Origin of the sequence: Corynebacterium sp. NML 120412, assembly GCF_002285155.1 — a bacterium.
GTDB classification, from domain to species: Bacteria; Actinomycetota; Actinomycetes; order Mycobacteriales; family Mycobacteriaceae; genus Corynebacterium; species Corynebacterium gottingense.
The window spans coordinates 453504-475133 of the sequence record NZ_NSGL01000001.1 but is presented as its reverse complement, the minus strand read 5'-3'; the positions used below and the strand labels follow the sequence as shown (position 1 = coordinate 475133).

General features: G+C 66.5%; 21 protein-coding genes. 17 read left to right on the top strand and 4 right to left on the bottom strand.

Annotation, left to right across the window (positions count from 1 at the left end):
- Nucleotides 1-20 precede the first annotated feature (20 nt).
- On the bottom strand, nucleotides 21-941 hold the full coding sequence (locus tag CKJ84_RS02120; RefSeq protein ID WP_095536838.1) for a neutral zinc metallopeptidase: 921 nt from the start codon (nucleotides 939-941) through the stop codon (nucleotides 21-23).
- 160 nt (nucleotides 942-1101) lie between these two features.
- Between CKJ84_RS02120 and aspS the strand changes: the two genes are divergently transcribed.
- From aspS to CKJ84_RS02040, 16 genes are all read left to right on the top strand, one after another.
- Nucleotides 1102-2922: an aspartate--tRNA ligase gene (gene aspS / locus CKJ84_RS02115; protein ID WP_095546378.1), complete on the top strand. Its 1821-nt coding sequence runs from the start codon at nucleotides 1102-1104 to the stop codon at nucleotides 2920-2922.
- A gap of 103 nt (nucleotides 2923-3025) precedes the next feature.
- Complete coding sequence (locus tag CKJ84_RS02110; protein WP_095545792.1) at nucleotides 3026-4285, top strand: phosphotransferase; 1260 nt, start codon at nucleotides 3026-3028, stop codon at nucleotides 4283-4285.
- 11 nt (nucleotides 4286-4296) lie between these two features.
- Entirely contained in the window at nucleotides 4297-5682 is a 1386-nt protein-coding gene (locus CKJ84_RS02105; protein WP_369801148.1) for a replication-associated recombination protein A, read from the top strand.
- A 96-nt stretch (nucleotides 5683-5778) separates the two neighbouring features.
- Nucleotides 5779-8448 carry an alanine--tRNA ligase gene (gene alaS / locus CKJ84_RS02100; protein WP_095545790.1) on the top strand — a complete coding sequence of 890 codons (2670 nt, stop codon included), beginning with the start codon at nucleotides 5779-5781 and terminating at the stop codon, nucleotides 8446-8448.
- A gap of 162 nt (nucleotides 8449-8610) precedes the next feature.
- Nucleotides 8611-9108, top strand: coding sequence for a Holliday junction resolvase RuvX (gene ruvX / locus CKJ84_RS02095; protein ID WP_095545789.1), 498 nt, complete (start codon nucleotides 8611-8613; stop codon nucleotides 9106-9108).
- Nucleotides 9105-10256, top strand: coding sequence for an endolytic transglycosylase MltG (gene mltG / locus CKJ84_RS02090; protein ID WP_095545788.1), 1152 nt, complete (start codon nucleotides 9105-9107; stop codon nucleotides 10254-10256). Before ruvX ends, mltG begins: the two co-directional genes overlap by 4 nt.
- A gap of 12 nt (nucleotides 10257-10268) precedes the next feature.
- Nucleotides 10269-11123, top strand: coding sequence for a shikimate dehydrogenase (locus CKJ84_RS02085; protein ID WP_095545787.1), 855 nt, complete (start codon nucleotides 10269-10271; stop codon nucleotides 11121-11123).
- 50 nt (nucleotides 11124-11173) lie between these two features.
- Nucleotides 11174-11647, top strand: a complete 474-nt coding sequence (locus CKJ84_RS02080) for an A24 family peptidase (RefSeq protein WP_095545786.1) — start codon at nucleotides 11174-11176, stop codon at nucleotides 11645-11647.
- Nucleotides 11648-11659: 12 nt separating this feature from the next.
- Nucleotides 11660-12925 (top strand): chorismate synthase, encoded by a 1266-nt coding sequence (gene aroC, locus CKJ84_RS02075; protein WP_095545785.1) that lies wholly within the window; start codon nucleotides 11660-11662, stop codon nucleotides 12923-12925.
- On the top strand, nucleotides 12912-13526 hold the full coding sequence (locus tag CKJ84_RS02070; RefSeq protein ID WP_095545784.1) for a shikimate kinase: 615 nt from the start codon (nucleotides 12912-12914) through the stop codon (nucleotides 13524-13526). Before aroC ends, CKJ84_RS02070 begins: the two co-directional genes overlap by 14 nt.
- 90 nt (nucleotides 13527-13616) lie before the next feature.
- Nucleotides 13617-14693 carry a 3-dehydroquinate synthase gene (aroB, locus tag CKJ84_RS02065; RefSeq protein ID WP_095536640.1) on the top strand — a complete coding sequence of 359 codons (1077 nt, stop codon included), beginning with the start codon at nucleotides 13617-13619 and terminating at the stop codon, nucleotides 14691-14693.
- 2 nt (nucleotides 14694-14695) lie between these two features.
- The gene (gene aroQ / locus CKJ84_RS02060; protein WP_095545783.1) at nucleotides 14696-15133 is read left to right on the top strand and encodes a type II 3-dehydroquinate dehydratase; all 438 of its coding nucleotides are present in this window, start codon (nucleotides 14696-14698) and stop codon (nucleotides 15131-15133) included.
- Nucleotides 15134-15167: 34 nt separating this feature from the next.
- Complete coding sequence (locus CKJ84_RS02055) at nucleotides 15168-16259, top strand: aminopeptidase P family protein (RefSeq protein ID WP_095545782.1); 1092 nt, start codon at nucleotides 15168-15170, stop codon at nucleotides 16257-16259.
- 84 nt (nucleotides 16260-16343) lie between these two features.
- On the top strand, nucleotides 16344-16907 hold the full coding sequence (efp, locus tag CKJ84_RS02050) for an elongation factor P (RefSeq protein WP_095276375.1): 564 nt from the start codon (nucleotides 16344-16346) through the stop codon (nucleotides 16905-16907).
- A complete protein-coding gene (gene nusB / locus CKJ84_RS02045; RefSeq protein WP_095545781.1) occupies nucleotides 16907-17536 on the top strand; it encodes a transcription antitermination factor NusB in 630 nt (209 codons plus the stop codon). Before efp ends, nusB begins: the two co-directional genes overlap by 1 nt.
- Before the next feature lie 115 nt (nucleotides 17537-17651).
- On the top strand, nucleotides 17652-18494 hold the full coding sequence (locus tag CKJ84_RS02040) for a PPK2 family polyphosphate kinase (RefSeq protein ID WP_095536636.1): 843 nt from the start codon (nucleotides 17652-17654) through the stop codon (nucleotides 18492-18494).
- Here the strand turns inward: CKJ84_RS02040 and CKJ84_RS02035 are convergent.
- Genes CKJ84_RS02035 through CKJ84_RS02025 form a run of 3 tightly spaced genes read right to left on the bottom strand, consistent with a single transcriptional unit; the run spans nucleotide 18491 to nucleotide 20849 of the window.
- The gene (locus CKJ84_RS02035) at nucleotides 18491-18949 is read right to left on the bottom strand and encodes a YbjN domain-containing protein (protein ID WP_095536635.1); all 459 of its coding nucleotides are present in this window, start codon (nucleotides 18947-18949) and stop codon (nucleotides 18491-18493) included. The two genes, CKJ84_RS02040 and CKJ84_RS02035, sit on opposite strands and share 4 nt — an antisense overlap.
- A complete protein-coding gene (locus CKJ84_RS02030; RefSeq protein ID WP_233125449.1) occupies nucleotides 18939-19490 on the bottom strand; it encodes a YbjN domain-containing protein in 552 nt (183 codons plus the stop codon). Before CKJ84_RS02030 ends, CKJ84_RS02035 begins: the two co-directional genes overlap by 11 nt.
- Before the next feature lie 24 nt (nucleotides 19491-19514).
- On the bottom strand, nucleotides 19515-20849 hold the full coding sequence (locus CKJ84_RS02025) for a TIGR01777 family oxidoreductase (RefSeq protein WP_095545780.1): 1335 nt from the start codon (nucleotides 20847-20849) through the stop codon (nucleotides 19515-19517).
- 171 nt (nucleotides 20850-21020) lie between these two features.
- On the opposite strand from CKJ84_RS02025, the gene pyrR reads away from it, so the two are divergent.
- The gene (gene pyrR / locus CKJ84_RS02020) at nucleotides 21021-21629 is read left to right on the top strand and encodes a bifunctional pyr operon transcriptional regulator/uracil phosphoribosyltransferase PyrR (RefSeq protein WP_095545779.1); all 609 of its coding nucleotides are present in this window, start codon (nucleotides 21021-21023) and stop codon (nucleotides 21627-21629) included.
- Nucleotide 21630 lies beyond the last annotated feature (1 nt).

Genomic DNA, 21630 nt, shown 5'->3' with positions numbered 1-21630 from the left:
CGTCGATAAGCGATGTGGCTCTAGGCGTCCTGGTAGACGCCGCGGTTGAGCGTGTCGCAGGCGGACATCTGGCCGGTGGTGTAGCCGGACTTGAAGGCCTCGGCGCGCTGCTCGGAGGAGCCGTGGGTCCAGGAATCCGGATCCACATCGCCGCCGGACTTGCGCTGGATGCTGTCGTCGCCGATCGCCTGCGCGGTCTGAATTGCCTGGTTGAGCTGCTCGTCCGTAATCGGCTCGAGCGCCGCGTCGGGCCCCTCGGAGGCGTGCTTGGCCCAGATACCGGCGTAGCAGTCCGCCTGGAGCTCAATCGCCACGGCAGCGGAGTCCTCTCCCGGGTTCTTGTAGTCGCTCAGGCCCAGCGTGCCCTCGAGGTTCTGAATGTGGTGGCCCATCTCGTGCGCGGTGACGTACTCCTGGGAAAGCGCGCCGTCGGAACCGCCTAGCTGGCCGAGCTGCTCAAAGAAGGACACGTCGAGGTACGCGGTGGTGTCGTTCGGACAGTAGAACGGGCCGGTATCGGCCGTTGCGTACCCGCAGCCAGTGCTGACATCGCTGCGGAACAGGTTGATGTCAGCGGGGGTGTACTCAATGTTCGCCTGTGCTGGCAGGACTTCGGCCCACACCTGGTCGACCGAGCGGGCGGTGGCCTCCGCGCGGCAGTCGTCGTACTCGTTCGCCGCGCCCGGGGCATCGCAGTGGCTCAGGTCGTAGTCGCCCTGGGCACCGGGGCTTTGCTGGGACTGGCCCTGCGGGTCCGAAGAGCCGCCGGTGAGCCCGCCCAGGCCGCCGTTGAGGAAGAACACAATAGCCAGGAGAATGATCGTGCCGATACCGCCGCCGCCCACCGCGATGGGGATGCCGCCGCCTCCAGCCCGGCCGCTGCCGGAACTCGTCTGCGCGCGGCGGCCTTGGCCCTGACCAAAATCATTCTTAAACGTCATGCTGCAAATCTTGCCAAAAAACCGCGTGCAGCGCTGCATCCCCGCGCCTGTGCCGTGCAGAGAAGAAGCGAAACGGGGCGCTTCAACGCTTGACGACGCCTACGGGTAGAGTTTTTGGCGTTCAAGTTTTGCCCTCACGTGGAAGGACGTGGAAGAGACCGTGCTGCGCACTCACCTTGCGGGTGATCTCCGCAAAGAACTCGATGGACAGACCGTTACGCTCACCGGTTGGGTGGGCCGACGCCGCGACCACGGCGGCGTGATCTTCATCGACCTGCGCGACCGTTCCGGCCTGGCGCAGGTTGTGTTCCGCGAATCCGAGGTGGCGGAGGCCGCGCACGACCTGCGCAGCGAGTACGTCATCCAGGTCACCGGCGTGGTTGAACCGCGCCCGGAGGGCTCGCAGAACCCGAACCTGGCCTCCGGCGAGATCGAGGTCAACGTCTCCGAGCTCACCGTGCTGAACAAGGCGGCCGCGCTGCCGTTCCAGATCGAGGACGCCTCCTCCAGCGAAGTCGGCGAGGAGACCCGTCTGAAGTACCGCTACCTGGACCTGCGCCGCGAGCGTCAGGCGAACGCGCTGCGCCTGCGCGCGAAGGCGAACCAGGCCGCCCGCCGCGTGCTGGATGAAAACGGCTTCACCGAAATCGAGACGCCGACGCTGACCCGCTCCACCCCGGAGGGCGCGCGCGACTTCCTCGTCCCGGCCCGCCTCCGTCCGGGCAGCTGGTACGCGCTGCCGCAGTCCCCGCAGCTGTTCAAGCAGCTGCTCATGGTCGCCGGCATGGAGCGCTACTACCAGATCGCGCGGTGCTACCGCGACGAGGACTTCCGCGCCGACCGCCAGCCGGAGTTCACCCAGCTGGACGTCGAGGCGAGCTTCGTGGACCAGGACGACGTCATCGCCCTGGCCGAGCAGATCGTCACGGAACTGTGGAAGCTGATCGGCTACGAGATCACCACCCCGATCCCGCGCATGACCTACAAGGACGCGATGGAGAAGTACGGCTCGGACAAGCCGGACCTGCGCTTTGACATCCAGCTGCAGGACTGCACCGAGTTTTTCAAGGACACCACCTTCCGCGTCTTCAACGCTGAGTACGTCGGCGCTGTTGTGATGGACGGCGGCGCCTCCCAGCCGCGTCGCCAGCTCGATGCGTGGCAGGACTGGGCCAAGCAGCGCGGCGCCAAGGGCCTGGCCTACATCCTCGTGCAGGAGGACGGCTCCCTGGGCGGCCCGGTGGCCAAGAACATTACGGACGAGGAGAAGGCCGGGATTGCCGATCACGTCGGTGCGAAGCCGGGAGACTGCATCTTCTTCGCTGCAGGTGAGACCAAGTCCTCCCGTGCGCTCCTCGGTGCTGCCCGTGGCGAGATTGCGAAGAAGCTCGACCTGATCAAGGACGGCGACTGGGCGTTCACCTGGGTCGTCGACGCGCCGCTGTTCGAGCCGTCTGCGGACGCCACCGCGTCCGGCGATGTCGCCCTCGGCCACTCGAAGTGGACCGCCGTCCACCACGCGTTCACCTCGCCGAAGCCGGAGTACTTGGACAACTTTGATAAGAACCCGGGCGAGGCGCTGGCGTACGCCTACGACATCGTCTGCAACGGCAACGAGATCGGCGGCGGCTCGATCCGTATCCATCAGCGCGATGTGCAGGAGCGCGTCTTCGACGTCATGGGCATCAGCGAGGAAGAGGCCCGCGAGAAGTTCGGCTTCCTGCTCGACGCGTTCGCGTTCGGCGCACCCCCGCACGGCGGCATCGCCTTCGGCTGGGACCGCATCGTGTCCCTGCTCGGCGGCTTCGACTCCATCCGCGACGTCATCGCGTTCCCGAAGTCCGGCGGCGGCGTCGACCCGCTGACCGACGCGCCCGCCCCGATTACGAAGGAGCAGCGCAAGGAGTCCGGCGTGGACTTCAAGCCGAAGGCCGACGAGAAGGCCGCGAAGTCCTCCGGCGAAAGCGAGCAGTCTGAGTAAGAGCCAATACGGTTCCACGGCCCCGGGTGTGGCGGAAACGTCGCGCCCGGGGCCACTGGTATGTCACACTGAGAACCGAGTAACCCGCAAGGAGAGGTTCAGCATGGACCAAGAGCAGATCATCGCCGAGGCGGAGGAGATTCTCACTCGGCGCTACGGCGGCACCCAGACGCTCGGCGAGGTACAGCGTCTGGGGGGCTCCGGCGTTGCCAGCGTGTTCCGTGCCCGCGTGTCCAACAACCCGTTCCTGCAGCACCGGACCGTCGTGGTGAAGTACTCGCCGGAGACCGGCAACGTGCTGGAGGACGCTGCCTTTTTGCGGGAAGTGGTTGCTTACCAGTTCACGACGTCGTTAAGCGAAGATGTCCGGCCAGGCCCGGTCCTCCTTGGCTACGACATTGACCAGCGCATCGTCATCATTTCAGATTCGGGCGAGGGCGACACCCTGGCCACGCTGCTGGACAGCGCGGATGAGGAGCAGCACGTGCAGCTGCTGCGCAACCTCGGCACTGCGCTGGGGCGGATGCACGTCGGCTCGGCCGGCCGCGAGGACGCGTTCGACGTACTGTTCGCACAAGCGGCCCGCCAGCGCAGCGGAGCGGATACGATGCAGCACCTGCGCGAGCGCCTGCTTGCGCACCGCTTCGGCTTCGGTCTGGATATGCTCGAACGCAGCGGGCTCGACGTGCCGACGGAGGTCCGGCTGACCGCCGCCAACGTGCGCAATCGCCTGTTCAAAGGGGGCTCGCGGGCGTTTACCCCCTTTGATCTGTCGCCCGACAACATCATCTACGCGGACCGCACGCAGTTCCTGGACTACGAGTGGGCGGGTTTCCGCGACGTCTCCTTCGACGTGGCGTTCGTGGTCGCCGGGTTCCCGCTCTACGTCTCCGCGTGGGGCTACAGTGACGTGGCCATCGAGGCGTTCATCAGCGCGTGGGTGCAGGAGGTCCGCCGGATCTGGCCCGCATTCCTGCACGAGGACACGCTCCACGCCCGGATCACCGGAGCCATGGTCGCGTGGGCGCTGTCCAGCCTCTCCGTGATGGGGCAGTTCACCGTCGCCGAGCTTGCGGCCAGTGATGCCGAGCTTGCGCAAGAGCTTATCGACGCCGGCGTCGCACCCCACAGCGAACGGCTCACCGCGCAGGGCGAAGCGGCGAGCGGCGCGGAGACGCTACACGGCGGCTCGGACATCCTCCGCCCGCAGAGCCAGGGACCGTTCACCGAGGAGGAGCAGCTCGTGCGCCGCGACCTGCAGGAGACGTTCGAGGCGCTCGCCGCGTTTGCCGGCACCGGGCGCGACACGGCGTACCTCGTGATCGCTGACTTTGCCCGCACCGTGGCGAAGCGGTTTGCGTAGGCGGGGTGGCAGTGGCACAAGAAGATTTGTTTGGCGGCGGGCTCGGCGGGCCAACTCCCGGCCCTGGTGACCCCGGTGGCCCCGCGGCAGGTCTGCGCGGCGCGAGCTTCTTCGAGGCGGGGCAAACCGCCCCGCTGGCTGCGCGGATGCGCCCGCGCTCGCTGGATGAGATCGCGGGGCAGGCGCATTTGCTCAGCGAGGGGAAGCCGTTGCGCCGCCTCGTCGAGGGCTCGGGCGCCGCCTCCGTCATCCTGTACGGGCCGCCCGGAACGGGCAAGACGACGATCGCGTCGCTGATCGCGCAGACGATGGAGCAGAACTTCGTCGGCCTGTCGGCCCTGTCCAGCGGCGTGAAAGAGGTGCGCCAGGTCATCGACCAAGCGCGGCGCGACCTCATCCGGGGCGAGAAGACGGTGCTGTTTATTGACGAGGTCCACCGCTTCTCCAAAACCCAGCAGGACGCGCTGCTGGGGGCGGTGGAAAACCGGACGGTCCTGCTGGTTGCAGCGACGACGGAGAACCCCTCGTTCAGCGTCGTCGCCCCGCTGCTGTCCCGTTCGTTGCTGCTCAAGCTGGAGTCGCTCTCTCGCGAGGACCTGCGCAAGGTGATTGAGAACGCGGTCGTGGCACAGCGCGGGCTCGCCGGCACGGTGGAGCTGGCGGACGACGCGCGCGAGCAGCTGATCACACTGGCCGGCGGCGACGCGCGGCGCGCGCTGACCTACCTGGAGGCGGCGGCCGAGGCGGTGCCCGCCGGCGGGACGATCACGGTGGATACGCTGCGCGACAACGTGAACCGCGCGGTGGTGCGCTACGACCGGGACGGCGACCAGCACTACGACGTCGTCTCCGCGTTTATTAAATCGATCCGCGGCTCCGACGTGGACGCCGCGCTGCATTACCTGGCGCGGATGATCGAGGCGGGCGAGGACCCCCGCTTCATCGCCCGACGCCTGGTCATCCACGCGTCTGAGGACATCGGGATGGCGGATCCGACCGCGCTGCAGACGGCCATCGCCGCGGCCAACGCGGTGCAGTTCATCGGGATGCCGGAGGGCCGGCTCCCGCTCGCGCAGGCGACGATTCACCTCGCCACCGCGCCGAAGTCGCCGTCGGTCATCCAGGGGATCACCCGCGCGCAGCAGGACGTCGCCGCCGGCAACATCGGCGCGGTGCCCCCGCACCTGCGCGACGGCCACTACGAGGGCGCGAAGGCGATGGGCAATGCCGTCGGCTACAAGTACCCGCACGATGACCCCCGTGGCGTGGTGACGCAGCAGTACCTCCCGGACGAGTTGCTCGGCGCGGAGTACTACACGCCGACCGATCACGGCGCGGAGAAGCGGATCCGCGATTTCCTCGGTCGGCTGCGCCGCGTGATTCGGGGAAAGGACTAAGCGCGGGCATTGCTTATCGACGCGCACTGTCTCCGGATTCACACGCCGGGGTAGAGTAGTGCGGGACAAATACGAGCTTTGAAAGGACATCACCTCGTGCAGACACATGAGATCCGTGAGCGGTTTACCAACCACTTTGTTCAGGCAGGGCACACGCCCGTGCCGAGCGCTTCGCTGATCCTGGACGACCCGCAGCTGCTCTTTGTCAACGCCGGCATGGTGCCTTTCAAGCCGTACTTCCTGGGCCAGCAGAACCCACCGTTTGAAAACGGCCTTGCCACCTCGATTCAGAAGTGCGTGCGCACGCTGGATATTGAAGAGGTGGGCGTGACTACCCGCCACAACACCTTCTTCCAGATGGCTGGCAACTTCTCCTTTGGCCAGTACTTCAAGGAAGGTGCGATTACTCACGCGTGGACGCTGTTGACCAACTCGGTTGAGGACGGTGGCTTCGGCCTGGACCCGGAGCGCCTGTGGGTCACCGTCTACTTGGACGACGACGAGGCCCTGGAAATCTGGCGCGACAAGATTGGCGTGCCGGAGTCGCGTATTCAACGCATGGGGATGGAGGACAACTTCTGGTCCATGGGCGTGCCCGGCCCGTGCGGTCCGTGCTCCGAGATTTACTACGACCGTGGCCCTGAGTACGGCAAGGAGGGCGGTCCAGAGGCGGACGACTCCCGCTACATGGAGATCTGGAACCTGGTGTTCATGGAATCCATCCGCGGCGAAGGCGACAAGAAGGGCGGCTTCGACCTGCTTGGCGAGCTGCCGAAGAAGAACATTGATACCGGCCTGGGCATCGAGCGCGTCGCGTGCCTCCTCCAGGGCGTTGACAACGTGTACGAGACCGACCTGCTGCGGCCGGTGATCGACGAGGCCGTGAGGCTCACCGGCACCCAGTACGACGCAGGGAAGCACGAGGATGACGTGCGCTTCCGCGTCATTGCAGACCACTCCCGCACCGGCATGATGATCATCCTGGACGGCGTGACCCCGTCCAACGAGGGCCGCGGCTACATCCTGCGCCGCCTGCTGCGCCGCATCGTCCGCTCCGCCCGCCTGCTTGGCGCCGAGGGCAAGGTGCTTGAGGTCTTCATGAACACGATCATGGACACCATGACGCCTTCGTTCCCGGAGATCGCGGACAACCGGGAGCGCATCTTGCGCGTCGCTGTGGCCGAGGAGCGCGCTTTCCTGAAGACGCTCGCCTCCGGCACCAGCCGCTTCGACGAGGCTGCGTCCGCGCTGCGCGAGTCCGGTGCCACGACGCTGCCGGGTGAGCAGGCCTTCGAGCTGCACGACACCTACGGGTTCCCGATCGACCTGACGCTGGAGATGGCGCGCGAGGCTGGCCTCGACGTGGACATGGCGGCGTTCGACGCGGCGATGCAGGAGCAGCGTGCGCGCGCGAAGGCGGACAATAAGGCGAAGAAGCAGGGCAACATCGACGAGTCGCTCTACCGCGAGTGGGTTGACGCGCACCCCACCGAGTTCGTGGGCTACGGCGAGCTGTCGCACGAGGGCAAGGTGCTCGGCCTCGTGCGCGACGGCGCGAAGGTGAACGAGGCGACGGCCGGCGACGAGGTCGAGGTCATCCTCGATGTCACCCCGATGTACGCCGAGGCTGGCGGCCAAATGGCAGACCGCGGCCGCATCGTGGTGGGCGACACCGTGCTCAACGTCAACGACGTGCAGAAGGTGGGCAAGAAGCTCTGGGTGCACAAGGCCACCGTGGAGCACGGCGGGCTGGACCTCGGCCAGACCGTGACGGCGGAGGTGGACGAGGCCTGGCGCCACGGCGCGCGCCAGGCACACACCGCAACGCACCTGATCCACGCTGCACTGCGCCAGGTGCTTGGGCCCACCGCGGTCCAGGCCGGCTCGCTGAACAAGCCGGGCTACCTGCGCTTCGACTTCAACTACACCGACCAGCTCACCGACGCCCAGCTCAAAGAGATCGCCACCGTGACCAACCAGGCGGTCGACGCGGACTTTGCCGTCAACACCATCGAGACCTCCCTGGACAAGGCCAAGGAAATGGGCGCGATGGCGCTGTTCGGCGAGAACTACGGCGACCAGGTGCGCGTGGTAGAAATCGGCGGTCCGTTCTCCATCGAGCTGTGCGGCGGCACGCACGTCGCGCACTCCTCGCAGATCGGGCCGGTCGCCGTGCTGGGCGAGTCATCTGTCGGCTCCGGCGCGCGGCGTATCGAGGCCTATTCGGGCATGCACTCCTTCGATTATTTCTCCAAGGAGGCGGCTCTGGCTTCCGGCATCGCCGCGGAGCTGAAGACCCCGACCGACCAGCTGCCCGACCGCATCGCGCAGCTCACCGAGCGCCTCCGCGCCGCGGAGAAGGAGATCGAGGCGCTGCACCGCCAGCAGCTGCTCGCGCAGACGGCGGGCCTGGCAAAGAACGCGGAGCACGTCGGTGCGTTCAAGCTCGTCGCCGTCCACCTTCCGGACGGAGTGTCCGGTGGCGATCTGCGCACCATCGCCCAGGACGTCCGAGGCAAGCTCGGCACCGAGCCTTCCGTGGTGGCCCTGGCGTCCAACGACGGCGGCAAGGTCCCGTTCGCCGTGGCCGCAAACAAGGAGGCCGTCGCCGCCGGCGTGAAGTCTGGGGACCTGGTCAAGCTGGTCGGCGGCTACATCGACGGCAAGGGTGGCGGCAAGCCGGACTTGGCACAGGGCTCCGGCAGCAATCCGGACGGCATTACGGCTGGCCTGGCCGCGCTGCGCGAGGAGCTCGCCGGCAAGTAAGCTGCAAATGTAACAAATTGGTCAAGGGACACGCCGTCGGCGTGTCCTGGCCTTTTGTGCGTAGACGGTATTTTGGCTGTGAGCGCCGTACGCGGTTTGACGCTAGCGTCGATAAGCGATTGCTCGTACGCATGAGCCCCGACCTGTAGATCGGAGAAACTTTTGAAGGTTGAGCCTGACACACCGGGCGTCGAAGACCCCGGCCCGGGCCGCAGACTCGGTATCGATGTGGGCACGGTCCGCATTGGCGTCGCGGCGTCGGACCGCGACGCAAAGCTGGCTATGCCGGTGGAGACTGTCAAACGCGTCACCGGGTTTAAGGACCGGGACGGCGAGGACATCGAGCGGTTGCTCGAGCTTATCGACGCCTACGGGGCCGTCGAAGTCGTTGTCGGGCTTCCCCGCGACCTCAAAGGAAACGGCTCCAAGAGCGTGAAGCACGCCAAGGAGATCGCCTTCCGTATCCGGCGGCGCAACGGCGACGTGGCCGTACGGATGGCGGACGAGCGGCTGACGACTGTCGCGGCGACGCACGCGATGCGGGCCTCCGGCCGCAGCGAAAGGGACCAGCGTGCCGTGATCGACCAAGCGGCGGCAGTGGAGATCTTGCAAACGTGGCTTGATGGCCGGCACAACTACCTCAAGGAGAACGAATCGTGACTTCCCGAAACAACGCCCAGCGGCGGACGCGAGGGATCGCGGTCCTCGTCGCCTCAATCCTGCTGATCATCGGCCTGATTGCGTGGATCGCCGTTGCGCACCAAACCGCCTCGCCGGATGACTTTAAGGGCGAGGGCAACGGCGAGGAGCAGGTCGTGGAAATCCCCGAGGGCTCGAATATCTCCGCGCTCGGCCCCGAGCTTGAGGAGCGCGGCATCGTCGGCTCCAACAAGGCGTTCCAGGCCGCGGCTGCGAGCGACCCAGACTCCGACAATATCCAGCCGGGCTTCTACCGCCTGGAAAAGGAAATGAGCGCGGAGAGCGCCGTGTCTGCGCTGCTGGACCCGAACAAGAAGGTCACCCCGCTCCAGGTCTACGGCGGCGCGACGCTCATGGACATCAACGTGGTCGGTGGGCAGAAGCGCGAAGGCATCCTCACCATGATTCAGAACGTGACGTGCGGCAGCGAGATGGCGCAGGGCTGCGTGGACGTCGAGCGCCTCAACCACGTGGCGTCCGATGCGGACGCGGCGAGCCTGGGCGTGCCGGAGTGGGCCGTCGAGACGGTGGACGCGCGGAAGGGCGACGCGAAGCGCCTGGAGGGCCTGATCGCACCGGGCGAGTACATCATTGACCCGGGTGCGACGGCGGAGCAGATCCTCACGGACCTGATTACCCGTTCCGCTGAGGTATACAACTCCACCGACATCGCGTCCCGTTCAGAAAACGTGGGCCTCAGCCCGTACGAGCTGCTGGTTGCCGCCTCGCTGGTTGAGCGCGAAGCGCCGGCAGGCGAGTTTGACAAGGTCGCCCGAGTGATCCTGAACCGCCTCAACGAGCCGATGCGCCTGGAGTTTGACTCCACCGTGAACTACGGCCTGCCCAACGTCGAGGTCGCGACCACGGACGAGGACCGCCAGCGCGTCACCCCGTGGAACACCTACGCCATGGACGGGCTGCCGCAGACCCCGATCGCCTCGCCGTCTGTCGAGGCCCTCGACGCGATGGAGCACCCCGCCGACGGCAATTGGCTGTTCTTCGTCACCGTGGACAAGGACGGCACGACCGTGTTCAACGAAACCTTCGAGCAGCACCAGGAAGACACGCGCCGCGCGATCGACTCCGGCGTGCTTGACTCCCAGCGGTAGGGGCGGACCAGCATGACGCAGCCACCCACGCACCGCGCGGCGGTCCTTGGCAGCCCAATCGAACACTCGCTGTCGCCCGTGCTCCACACCGCTGGGTACCGGGCTGCGGGCCTCGACGGCTGGGCGTACGAGCGCATCGAGTGCACCGCAGAGACGCTGCCGGCGATTGTGGGTGGGGCCGATCCCACATACCGCGGGTTCTCCGTCACCATGCCCGCCAAGTTTGCGGCCCTGGAGTTTGCTACCACCGCGTCAGAGCGGGCCACCGCGATCGGCTCCGCAAACACGCTCGTGCGTACCGACGACGGCTGGTACGCCGACAACACCGACTGCGAGGGAATTGCCACGGCGCTCTCCGCGCTGCTCGGTGCGGCGACGCCGCGCACCGCCCTGGTCATCGGCGCCGGCGGCACGGCGCGCCCCGCCCTGTGGGCGCTGCGCCACGCGGGTGTAGCGCGCATCGACGTGGTGAACCGCTCCGACCGATCGGGCGAGATCGCCTCGCTGGTGGAAGGCGTGGACTTCCAGTTCCACGGCTACACCGGCGACCTCGAAGCACTTGCAGTTCGCGCCGACGTCATTGTCTCCACCGTCCCGGCAGCTGCGGTCGCGCCCTACGACGCACAGCTTGGACACGCGCCTGTCCTCGACGTGATCTACAACCCGTGGCCGACGCCGCTGGCGGTGCGAGCCGCCGCTAACGGGTACCCGACGGTCGGCGGGCTCACCATGCTCGCTGGGCAGTCGTACTCGCAGTTCGAGCAGTTCACCGGCGTGACGGCGCCTCGCGGTGCCATGCAAGATGCACTCATGCGCCACTGGGATGAGCTGGTCAGTGGCGGCGGGGAAGCGGGGGCATCGCGCTAGCACTGTGCCCGCTCTGCGGCACGCGGGGCGGCGGCCTAGACTTTCACCCCATGGGGATTGGGGGAGCGCTCTTCAGCGCGGAATTCGCATTATTTGGGCCAGCCGGCGTCACCTGGCTGGCGCTGTGCACGTTCGTCGGGTGGAGCATCGTGCTCGCGCGCATTGACGCGAGGCACTCACGTTTGCCCAATGGGCTGACGGTCCCGCCCGCGCTCGTTGCCCTGGCAGCCTGCGTCGCCTCGCCGTACCTCGCGTGGGGCCTTGTGTGGCCTGCCGCCTACCTCGCTGGCCCCGGCATGGGCGGCGGTGATGTAAAGCTTGCCGTCCCGCTCGGAGTGCTTCTCGCTGCGCTTGGAGGTCCGTTCGCGGTGCTCGCCGCGGTAGGGCTCGCGGGACTGCTCACGGTTGTGCGCGGGTGGATGGCAGGGCGAGCGGCACTGCCGCACGGCCCCCAGATGCTGGCAGCGGCTTGGGCCGTTGGAACATTTGTTGGGCTAAAGAGCTCGATCGCGGCGGCGTTGTGAGACAATGCCTTCATGTTTCGTTGGACTACCGCTGGGGAATCCCATGGACAAGCGCTGATCGCGCTCATTGAAAATATGCCCGCCGGAGTGCCGGTGACCCAGGAGGAGATCGGGCACCACCTCGCCCGCCGGCGGCTGGGATACGGCCGTGGCGCGCGCATGAAGTTTGAAGCGGACGAGCTGACGCTGCTCACAGGCATTTTGCACGGCAGAACGCTCGGCAGCCCAATCGCTATTCAAATTGGCAATTCCGAGTGGGCGAAGTGGACGACGATCATGTCGCCGCACCCACTGGACATGGAAGACGACGAGGTGGCAAAGGCGATGTCGTCCGGGCGCGGGGCGCGCCTGACTCGTCCGCGGCCGGGCCACGCGGACTTTGCCGGCATGCTCAAGTATGGGTTCGATTCCGCTCGGCCGGTCCTGGAGCGCTCCTCCGCCCGCGAGACGGCGGCACGCGTCGCTGCGGCGACTGTCGCACGCTCGCTGCTGCGCGAAACGTTGGGCGTCGAAGTGTTCTCGCACGTGATCTCGATCGGCGAGTCTGCGCCGTACGCAGGCCCCGCGCCCACGTACGCGGACATTGATGCGATTGATGCGTCCCCGGTGCGCGCGTACTCCAAGGAGGCCGAAGCGGACATGGTGTCCTGCATCGAGGCGGCCAAGAAGTCCGGCGACACCCTAGGTGGCATCGTCGAGGTCATCGTGGATGGACTGCCCATCGGGCTCGGGTCCCACATTTCTGGTGACCACCGCCTGGACTCGCAGCTCGCTGCCGCGCTCATGGGGATCCAGTCGGTCAAGGGCGTGGAGATTGGCGACGGCTTCGAGGAAGCCCGTCGTCGCGGCTCCGAGGCCCACGACGAAATGGTGCGCGACGAGGCCGGCGTGCACCGTCTGACCAACCGCGCGGGCGGCTTGGAGGGCGGCATGACCAATGGCGAGCAGCTGCGCGTGCGTGCGGCGATGAAGCCGATCTCCACCGTCCCCCGAGCCCTGCAGACGGTCGACATTTCTACGGGCGAGGCCGCGACGGGCATTCACCAGCGCTCCGACGTGTGCGCGGTCCCCGCCGGCGGCGTGGTCGCCGAGGCCATGGTGGCGCTCGTGCTTGCGCGCGCGGTGCTGGAAAAGTTCGGCGGCGACGGCCTTGAGGAGACGAAGCGCAACATCGACGCGTACAACGAAGACGTGCGCCGCCGCCTCAATTTTGCAGACGGCGCGGTGCATGAGGCGGCAGGAGAGAAGAAGGAAGGCAACGCCAATGACGTTCACTGAGTCAGCGCAGGAGCGCGACGAAGCGACCACCCCCGAGCTGGATACCTCGCCGGATTCCCAGCCCACTGCGCAGGCCTCCGTCGTTGCGTCCGTCCCCAGGATCGTGCTGGTCGGCCCGCCGGGCGCCGGAAAATCGACGATCGGGCGCCGGATTGCCAGCGCCCTGAACCTGCCGATCGTGGACTCTGATCTGCTCATCGAGCAATCCGAGGGCAAAGCCTGCGGGGAAATCTTCTCCGAGGTCGGTGAGGAGCGCTTCCGTGAGATCGAGGCAGGGTGCGTTGCACGCGCTCTCGCGACCGGCGGCGTAGTGAGCCTGGGCGGAGGGGCAATCCTCACCGCCTCGACGCGCCAGCTGCTGCAGCGCCACACGGTGGTGTGGATCGACGTGAGTGCGGAGGAGGGCATCCGCAGGACCGCAAATGAGACGTCCCGCCCGGTCCTCAATGCCGAGGACCCAGCGCAGCACTACCGCGACCTCCTGGCTACCCGCGAGCCGTTCTACCGCGAGGTTGCGGACTACCGCGTTCGCACGGACCAGCGCCCCCCACAGCGTGTGGTCGCGGAGATTCTGGGGATCATCGAGTCCTCGGAGGAGTAGGCGCGGACAAGCGCGTGCCGGAGCAGGCGCACGAGGGCATTCTGGGGAAGAATCGGACCACACTCGCACCCGTCCACAAAGGAGCACACTATGGCACACGTCGAGGTCACCGGGCCTTCGCCGTACACCATCCACATCGCGCACCGCATTACTGATCAGGTCGCGCCTCGCGCCAAAGAGATTGGGGCGCGCAAGGTGGCGATCGTGCACCAGGCTGCGCTCAAGGCGGTGGCGCGTGGCATCGCGGGCGACCTCGAGGCCGTGGGCGTTCAGCCGGTGATGGCGGAGATCCCGGACGCGGAGGCGGGCAAGTCCCTGGACACGGCAAGCACGCTGTGGGACCTCCTGGGTACGAGCGGCTTCTCGCGCCAGGATGCGGTGATCGGCCTCGGCGGCGGCGCGGCAACAGACATTGCGGGTTTCGTCGCCGCGACGTGGATGCGCGGCATCAAGGTCATCCAGGTTCCGACCACGCTGCTCGCGATGGTGGACGCCGCCGTGGGCGGCAAGACCGGCATGAACACCGAGGTAGGGAAGAATCTGGTCGGCGCGTTCCATGAGCCGGACTCCGTGTTCATTGACCTCGAGCGGATCTTTACGCTGCCGGAGGAGGAGATCGTGTCCGGCTCCGCCGAGTTGGTCAAGACCGGTTTTATCGCGGACCCGAAGATCCTCGACCTCTACCGCGACGGCAGCGCCCGCGGTGAGTGGAATTGGGAGGAGCTGGTGCGCCGCTCCGTCGCCGTCAAGGCAGCCGTGGTCAGCCGCGACCTCACCGAATCCGGGCTGCGCGAAATCCTCAACTACGGGCACACGCTCGGCCATGCCATCGAGCGTCGCGAGCAATACACCTGGCGCCACGGCAACGCGGTCGGTGTCGGCATGATGTTTGCGGCGCACCTCGCGCACGAGCGCGGGCTTATCGACGCCACCCTGCTGGACCTCCACCGCGAGATCCTCACCCTTGTCGGCCTGCCCACTTCGTACGAACCGGGCGCCTTCGACGAGCTATACGAGGCGATGACGCACGACAAGAAGAACCGCGACGGCCGCATCCGCTTCGTGGTGCTCAACGCCCTCGGCTCGTGCACGCGGCTCGAGGATGCAACCGTCGAGGAGATGCGCGCGGCGTACGACGCAATTTCCCAACCCACCCAGGAGGCGTAACTGTGAAAATTCTTGTGCTCAATGGCCCGAACCTCAACCGGCTCGGCAAGCGGCAGCCGGAGGTGTACGGGAGTGAGACGCTGGGGGACGTCGAGAAGCGGCTGCACGACCGCGCAGCCGAGCTCGGCGTGGAGGTCGAGGTGCGCCAGACCAACCAGGAGGGCGAGATGCTGGACTGGGTCCACGAGGCTGCAGACCACCGCTGGCCCGTGATCATCAACCCGGGCGGGTGGACGCACACCTCGGTGGCGCTGCGCGATGCGCTCGTGGAGCTGACGGACCATCGCGGGTTCATTGAGCTGCACATTTCCAACGTGCACGCGAGGGAGGAGTTCCGCCACCACTCGTACCTGTCGCCGATCGCGCGCGGTGTAATCGTAGGGCTTGGCACGCAGGGCTACCTGCTCGCCCTCGAATATTTTGCCAACAACGTAGAGTAGAACTTTCACGTACAACTCGCGTCAGGAGGAAAGAATGTCACTGGCAGATACTCGTTTTGAAACCCGGCGCCGCAAGCTGGCCTCGAGCCTGGCGGCGCAGCGGATCGACGACATGTTGCTGACCCACCTGATCCACGTGCGCTACTTCTCCGGCTTTACCGGCTCCAACGGCGCCCTGCTGGTGTCCAAGGACCGTACCGCGAAGGTGGCGACAGATGGCCGCTACGCCACGCAGATTTCGGAAGAGGTCCCGGACGTCCCGGCAACGATCACCCGCAAGGTGGCCACCGAGCTGCTGGCGGGAGTGGTGGACGGCCACCGCGTGGGCTTCGAGGCCGACTACGTAAGCGTCTCCGAGCTGGAAGCGCTGCGCAACGCCTGCCCGGAGGGCGTCACGCTGGTGCCCGTCAGTGGCGCGGTCGAGGAGATCCGCCTGCTCAAGGACCAGCTCGAGCTGACCCGACTCGAGGAGGCGGCCGATCTGGCCACGCAGGCGCTCGAGCAGCTTATCGACGCCGGCGAGCTCGCTCCCGGGCGCACCGAACGCGACGTCGCCGCGGACCTGGAATACCGCATGCGCAAACTTGGCGCGGAGCGCCCCAGCTTTGACACCATCGTCGCCTCCGGGCCGAACTCTGCCAAGCCGCACCACGGCGCCGGCGAGCGGACGCTGGAAACGGGCGACCTGGTCACCATTGATTACGGCATGTTCCGACTCGGCTTCAACTCCGACATGACGCGCACGTTCGCGCTGGGGGAGCCGAACGATTTCCTGCGGGAGATCTACGAGGTCACCCTGCAGTCCCAGCTCGCCGGCGTGCGCGCGGCGGTACCGGGGGCGGAGCTGGTCGACGTGGATGCCGCTTGCCGCGACGTGATCGAGGCCGCCGGGTACGGCGAGTACTTTGTCCACTCCACCGGGCACGGCGTGGGCCTGGACGTCCACGAGGCGCCGTACGCAGCGAAGACCGGCAAAGGTACGCTGCAGGAAGGGATGACGTTGACCATTGAGCCGGGGATTTACGTTCCGGGGCGCGGCGGTGTGAGGATCGAGGACACCCTGTTCATTACCTCCGGCACGCCGAAGGTGATCACGAAGTTCCCCAAGGACTTGACAGTGCTGTAGCATTGTTGTGTTTGCACACTGTTGAACGCACTGTCTCAACATCGTTGAGCCACGCTTTGTGGCACGCCAGAAGAAAGGTTTCACGTGGCAACTACCGCCGATTTCAAGAACGGCCTCGTACTCAAGAACGAGGGCAAGCTCCAGCAGATCATTGAGTTCCAGCACGTCAAGCCGGGTAAGGGCCCCGCATTCGTGCGCACGAAGCTCAAGGACGTTGTCACCGGCAAGACCGTTGACAAGACCTGGAATGCCGGTGTGAAGGTCGAGACCGCGACCGTGGACCGCCGCGACATGACTTACCTGTACAACGACGGCACGAGCTACGTCGTCATGGACGACAAGACCTTCGAGCAGTTCGAGCTGCCCGCTGACAAGTTCGGCGACGCGGCACGCTTCCTGCTGGAGAACATGCGCGTGCAGGTTTCTTTCCACGAGGGTGAGGCGCTGTTCGCCGAGCTGCCGATCTCCGTCGACCTCAAGGTCGAGCACACCGAGCCGGGCCTGCAGGGCGACCGCTCCTCCGGCGGCACCAAGCCGGCGACGCTGGAGACCGGTGCTGAGATCCAGGTTCCGCTGTTCCTGGAGACCGGCAACGTGGTCAAGGTGGACACCCGCACGGGTGAGTACCTCTCCCGCGTGAGCAACTAATGCCTGACTACAAACGCCACGGGGCGCGCTACCGCGCCCGCCGACGCGCGGTGGACATCCTCTTTGAGGCCGAAACGCGCGACGTGGATCCGGTGGAAATTGTAGAAGACCGGGCGGAGCTGTCCCGAAACCCACAGAACTCGGTGGCGCCGGTGGCGGACTACACCCGCCAGATCATCTCCGGTGCCGCCGAGCAGCTCGACGACCTGGACGATGCGATTGAGCGCTACCTGGTGGACGATTGGGAGCTGTTCCGCTTGCCAGCCGTGGATCGGCAGATCCTCCGCGTCTGCGCGTGGGAGATCATGTACAACGAGGACGTTGACGCGCCGATTTCCATTAAAGAAGGCGTGGAGATGGCGGCGGAGTACTCCGGTGCGTCGGCGTCGCCGTATATTAACGTCGTGCTCGACGGTATCGCGCAGCGCGGCGCCCCGGAGGCACCGTTCGCCGACGACACTGAGGATGCTGTGGGCGCTGAGGGCACCGAGGGTACCGAGGAAGCTGGTGTCGGCGAGCAGGAGGTAACGTCTGCCGATGATGCGCAGCGCGCCGTCACCGCTGTCGTCGCCGGCGCCGCGGTCCCGCCCGAATCGCGCTCCGCTGTCGCCGAGAAGCTGGAAAACTAGGCAGCAACGAGAAGAACGTGAAAGAACGTGAAGGTGTTCGCCGAAAGGCGGGCACCTTTCGCTGTATCCTGCGTTGACAGATACAGCACCGTAGGGGAGCAACACAGGAGGAACCATGTCCAAGGTGACGATCGAAGACGCGAAGTCGTTCATGGTCGGGCCCAACTTTCAACTCGACGATGTCGACCCGGCCGCCACCCCCGGCGTGTCCGACGTGGACGACGCGTTCAACGCGTACGACGACGAGCTGAGCGAGCTCCACAAGCTGCTCTTTGCCAACGGCCGCGCGGGAAACGAGGACGCCGGTTCGGTCCTCTTGGTGTTGCAAGGGATGGACACGTCCGGCAAGGGCGGCCTCATCCGGCACGTGGTGGGGCAGACAATGGATCCCCAGGGCGTCCACATTCAGGCGTTTGGCAAGCCGACCGAGGAGGAGGCAGAGCACGACTTCCTCTGGCGTTTCTACCCGCACCTGCCCGAGCCGGGCGGGGTCAGCGTTTTCGACCGCTCGCACTACGAGGACGTGCTGGTGCAGCGCGTGAAGCAGATGGCGCCGCCGGAGGAAATCGAGCGCCGCTACGGCGCGATCGTGGACTTTGAAAAGGAGGCGGCCGCCCGCGGCACCAAGATCATCAAGGTGATGCCGCACATTTCCCGCGATTTCCAGGCGGAAAACTTGAAAGACCGCATCGAGCGGGCGGACAAGCACTGGAAGTACAACCCGGGCGATATTGATGACCGCAGATTGTGGTCGCAGTACATGGCCGCCTACCAAATCGCGCTGACCAGGACCTCGACGGATGAGGCCCCCTGGTACTGCATCCCCTCCGACAACAAGAAGTATTGCCGTGCCGTGGTCAAAACCTTGCTTGTCGACGCCCTCGCGTCCCTCGACCTCACGTGGCCGGAAGCCACCTTTGATAAGGACGAGGAACTCAAACGCCTCGCCGAGTCCTAGTCGCGGTTCTCGCGGGCCTGCGTCATTTCGTCGACAAGCGCGCGCATGGCGTCCTGGGCCTGCAGGACGCCGTCGATACTCAGCTTGAGCGCGCTTTGCAGCTGTTCGTCGGTCATGCCGGCTGCGACCTGAGTCTCCGATTCGGTGCGCACGATGAGCGTGTCGGCCTTGTTGACCACGAGCGCGCGTGCGTCGAGGAAGGTCGAGTTCACCTGGTTCGCGGCGAGATAAACCGTGGGGTCGGGGCTGTCCGCCGGGGTCTCGGTCGACGCATCCGCGCGGATGATCGCCACGGAGTCCAGCAGGACGAAGAGGACGTTGAACCCGTTGAGGTTGGCCACCGCGGCGCGGCCGCTGGCGTCGGGTTCGATCGTGACACCGTGCGCGCTCATCGCATCGGCGATGCGATCAATGGTTACGAGCGAGGTGTAGGTTTGTGTGTCTTTAGTGCTCATTGTGCGGGTCCTCCCATGTAACCAGGGTCGGGAACGAGGTGGCCAGGAAATCGAACGCCTGCAGCACGACGTCGATGGAGCTCATGATGAACGCGCCGAGCTGGTTGTGCGACGCGCCGTGGGTAATGTCCATCGAGCGCACCGCGCTGATCGCAATGTGGTCCTCGCCCTGCTCGAAGAAGCGGAGCGTGGGGGCGAAGTGGGTCTGGTTGTGCTCGTTGGTGGCGAGCAGGATGTGGGAGGCCATGTCCTTGGGGATCTCGCCGCGCCACAGGGATTCGAACACCAGGTGATCCTGGTCGATCGCCACGACGATCGCGGCGTTGACGAATCCGGACAGCAGGGTGCCGTTTTCTACGCGGTACTCCAGGTTTTCCGCCTTGAAGATCTCCTCCACCGCTTCAATGGTCACGGGGTGCAGCTGGTTGGCGGGGTCTGCCTGCGCGTCGGCGTTGACCTTGGCAACGGTGTCTTCGTCCGGCGTGGGCGGGATCGTCGCCTCTCCGCCGGTCTGGTCGGGTGCGTGTTCGTTGTTAGTCACACGCACGACTGTACCTGGTAGCGCCTACGCCTCGAGGAGGTCCTCGCGTCCCAGCTCGTGGTCCAGCGCGGAGCGCAGCGTGGGGTAGCGCTGCACCCAGCCGCGCTGGCGAGCGACCGCCGCGTCCACCCGTTGGTCCGCGAGCACAAGCTCGGCGGCTCCCTCCGAACCGAGCAGCAGTTTTGGCCCGAAGGTCGGGATGGGCAGGACGTCCGGGCGCCGGAGGACCTCCGCGAGGGTGGCGGACATCTCCGCGTTCGTGACGGGCTGCGCGGCCGTCGCGTTCACCGGTCCAGACACGGTGTGATCCAGGAGCGCGCGAACGTAGGTGTCCGTGAGGTCGTCGAGGCTCACCCAGGACATCCAGAACTCGCCGCTGCCAAATCGGGCGCCGAGCCCCGCCGAAACGCTCGCCTTGAGCACGGGAAGGAGTCCGCCAGCCCCAGACAGTGCGAGACCGGTGCGGATCTGCACAGTGCGCAGCCCCTCTACGCGGGCCGCCTCTTCCCACGCCTGGCAGACCTCGGCGAGGAAGCCGGCGCCAACGGGGGCGTCCTCGGCGTGAGGGGAGCCGCCCGCCTCGGTGCCGTAGTACCCGACGGCGGAGGCGGAGATGAACGTGCGCACGCCCGACTCCGCGGCGAGTGCGGCGAGCTTCCGCGTCGGCGCGACGCGCGAGTCCCAGATCCGGCGCTTCTTCGCATCGGTGAAGCGGCCCATGATCGATTCGCCTGCCGGGTGGATCACCGCGTCGACGCCTTCGAGCAGGTCGGGGTGCGGGTTGTCCGGGTCCCACTGGCGCTCGCCGGGGCCGGCGGTGTGGCGGACCAGCGGGATGACGGTGTGGCCCAGGGTGGTCAACTGCGCGCGGAGGTGGGTGCCCACCAGCCCGCTCGAGCCGGTGAGGGCGATGACGAGGGGCACCGAAGCAGGCAGCGACTGCGCGAAGGCGATGTCGCCGACCAGCTGCCGCTGGCGGTAGGCAAACGCCGGGGTGAGCAGCGGGGCGGGGGTGGGGGTAGACACGGCGTCGAGAAGCACTGTGCTGCCAGCGTCCTCGACTGAGTCCCGGAACGTGTGACGGTGGCGCCATTTGGTCAGTGCGCGCACCGACTGGTTGGTGGCGACATCCTCAAACGAGCGGGCGAACTCGTACCCGGCGCGCTGGTGCTGCGCCACCCACCGCTGGCCTGCGGGGAGGGCAAAGACGGTGGTTCCGGAGCGAAGCGATGCGGCCTCGGACGCCACTGTCATGGGCAGAAACGGCGGGGTGAGCCGGGTGACCGCCCCCGGGCGCGCGTGCCAATTCCACACCTCGAGGCGGGGTGCGGGGACGGTGTGCTCTGCGGTGATTCCCATGGTCGCTGCTCCGTGCCTGTGTTTGCGGATCTGGTGCTAGACTGAGTGTCAGTCTCCACCCTAGGCGCTGACGCGCCCAGGGGTATTTGAGAAGACGGCACATTGTGAATATTGCATGCACCAGACAAGCATCCTTTAAATTCCGCACTGTGAGGCGGGGAAGGAGGCATGATGAGTGAAGACAACCGCGCAACCGTACAGCTGCTGACGGCAGACGACGTCGCGCGCACAATCGCACGCATCGCGCACCAGATCATTGAAAAGACGGCGCTGGATTCGGCGCTGAAGTCAGAGGCGAGCGACGCACCGGCGTCGCCAGTATTGCTCCTTGGCATCCCCTCCGGGGGCGTGCCGTTGGCGCAGCGGATCGCCGCGTCCGTCGAGGAATTCTCCGGCGTAGAGGTCCCCGTTGGCAGCCTCGACGTGACCCTATACAGGGACGACCTGCGCGACAAGCCGCACCGCGCGCTGCGCCCCACAAGCATCCCCGCGCCGCTTGACGGCGCGACGGTGATCCTCGTGGACGACGTCCTCTATTCCGGTCGCACCATCCGGGCAGCGCTCGACTCGCTGCGCGACATCGGCCGCCCGGCCGCGATCCAGCTCGCGGTGCTGGTGGACCGCGGGCACAGGCAGCTGCCCATCCGCGCCGACTACGTGGGCAAGAACATCCCGACCGCGCTCACGGAGGACGTGACCGTCACGCTCACGCCGATTGATGCCCGCGACGCGGTCACGCTGAGCCGGACCGCACCGGCCGCCGAAGGAGAGGCGAAGTAGC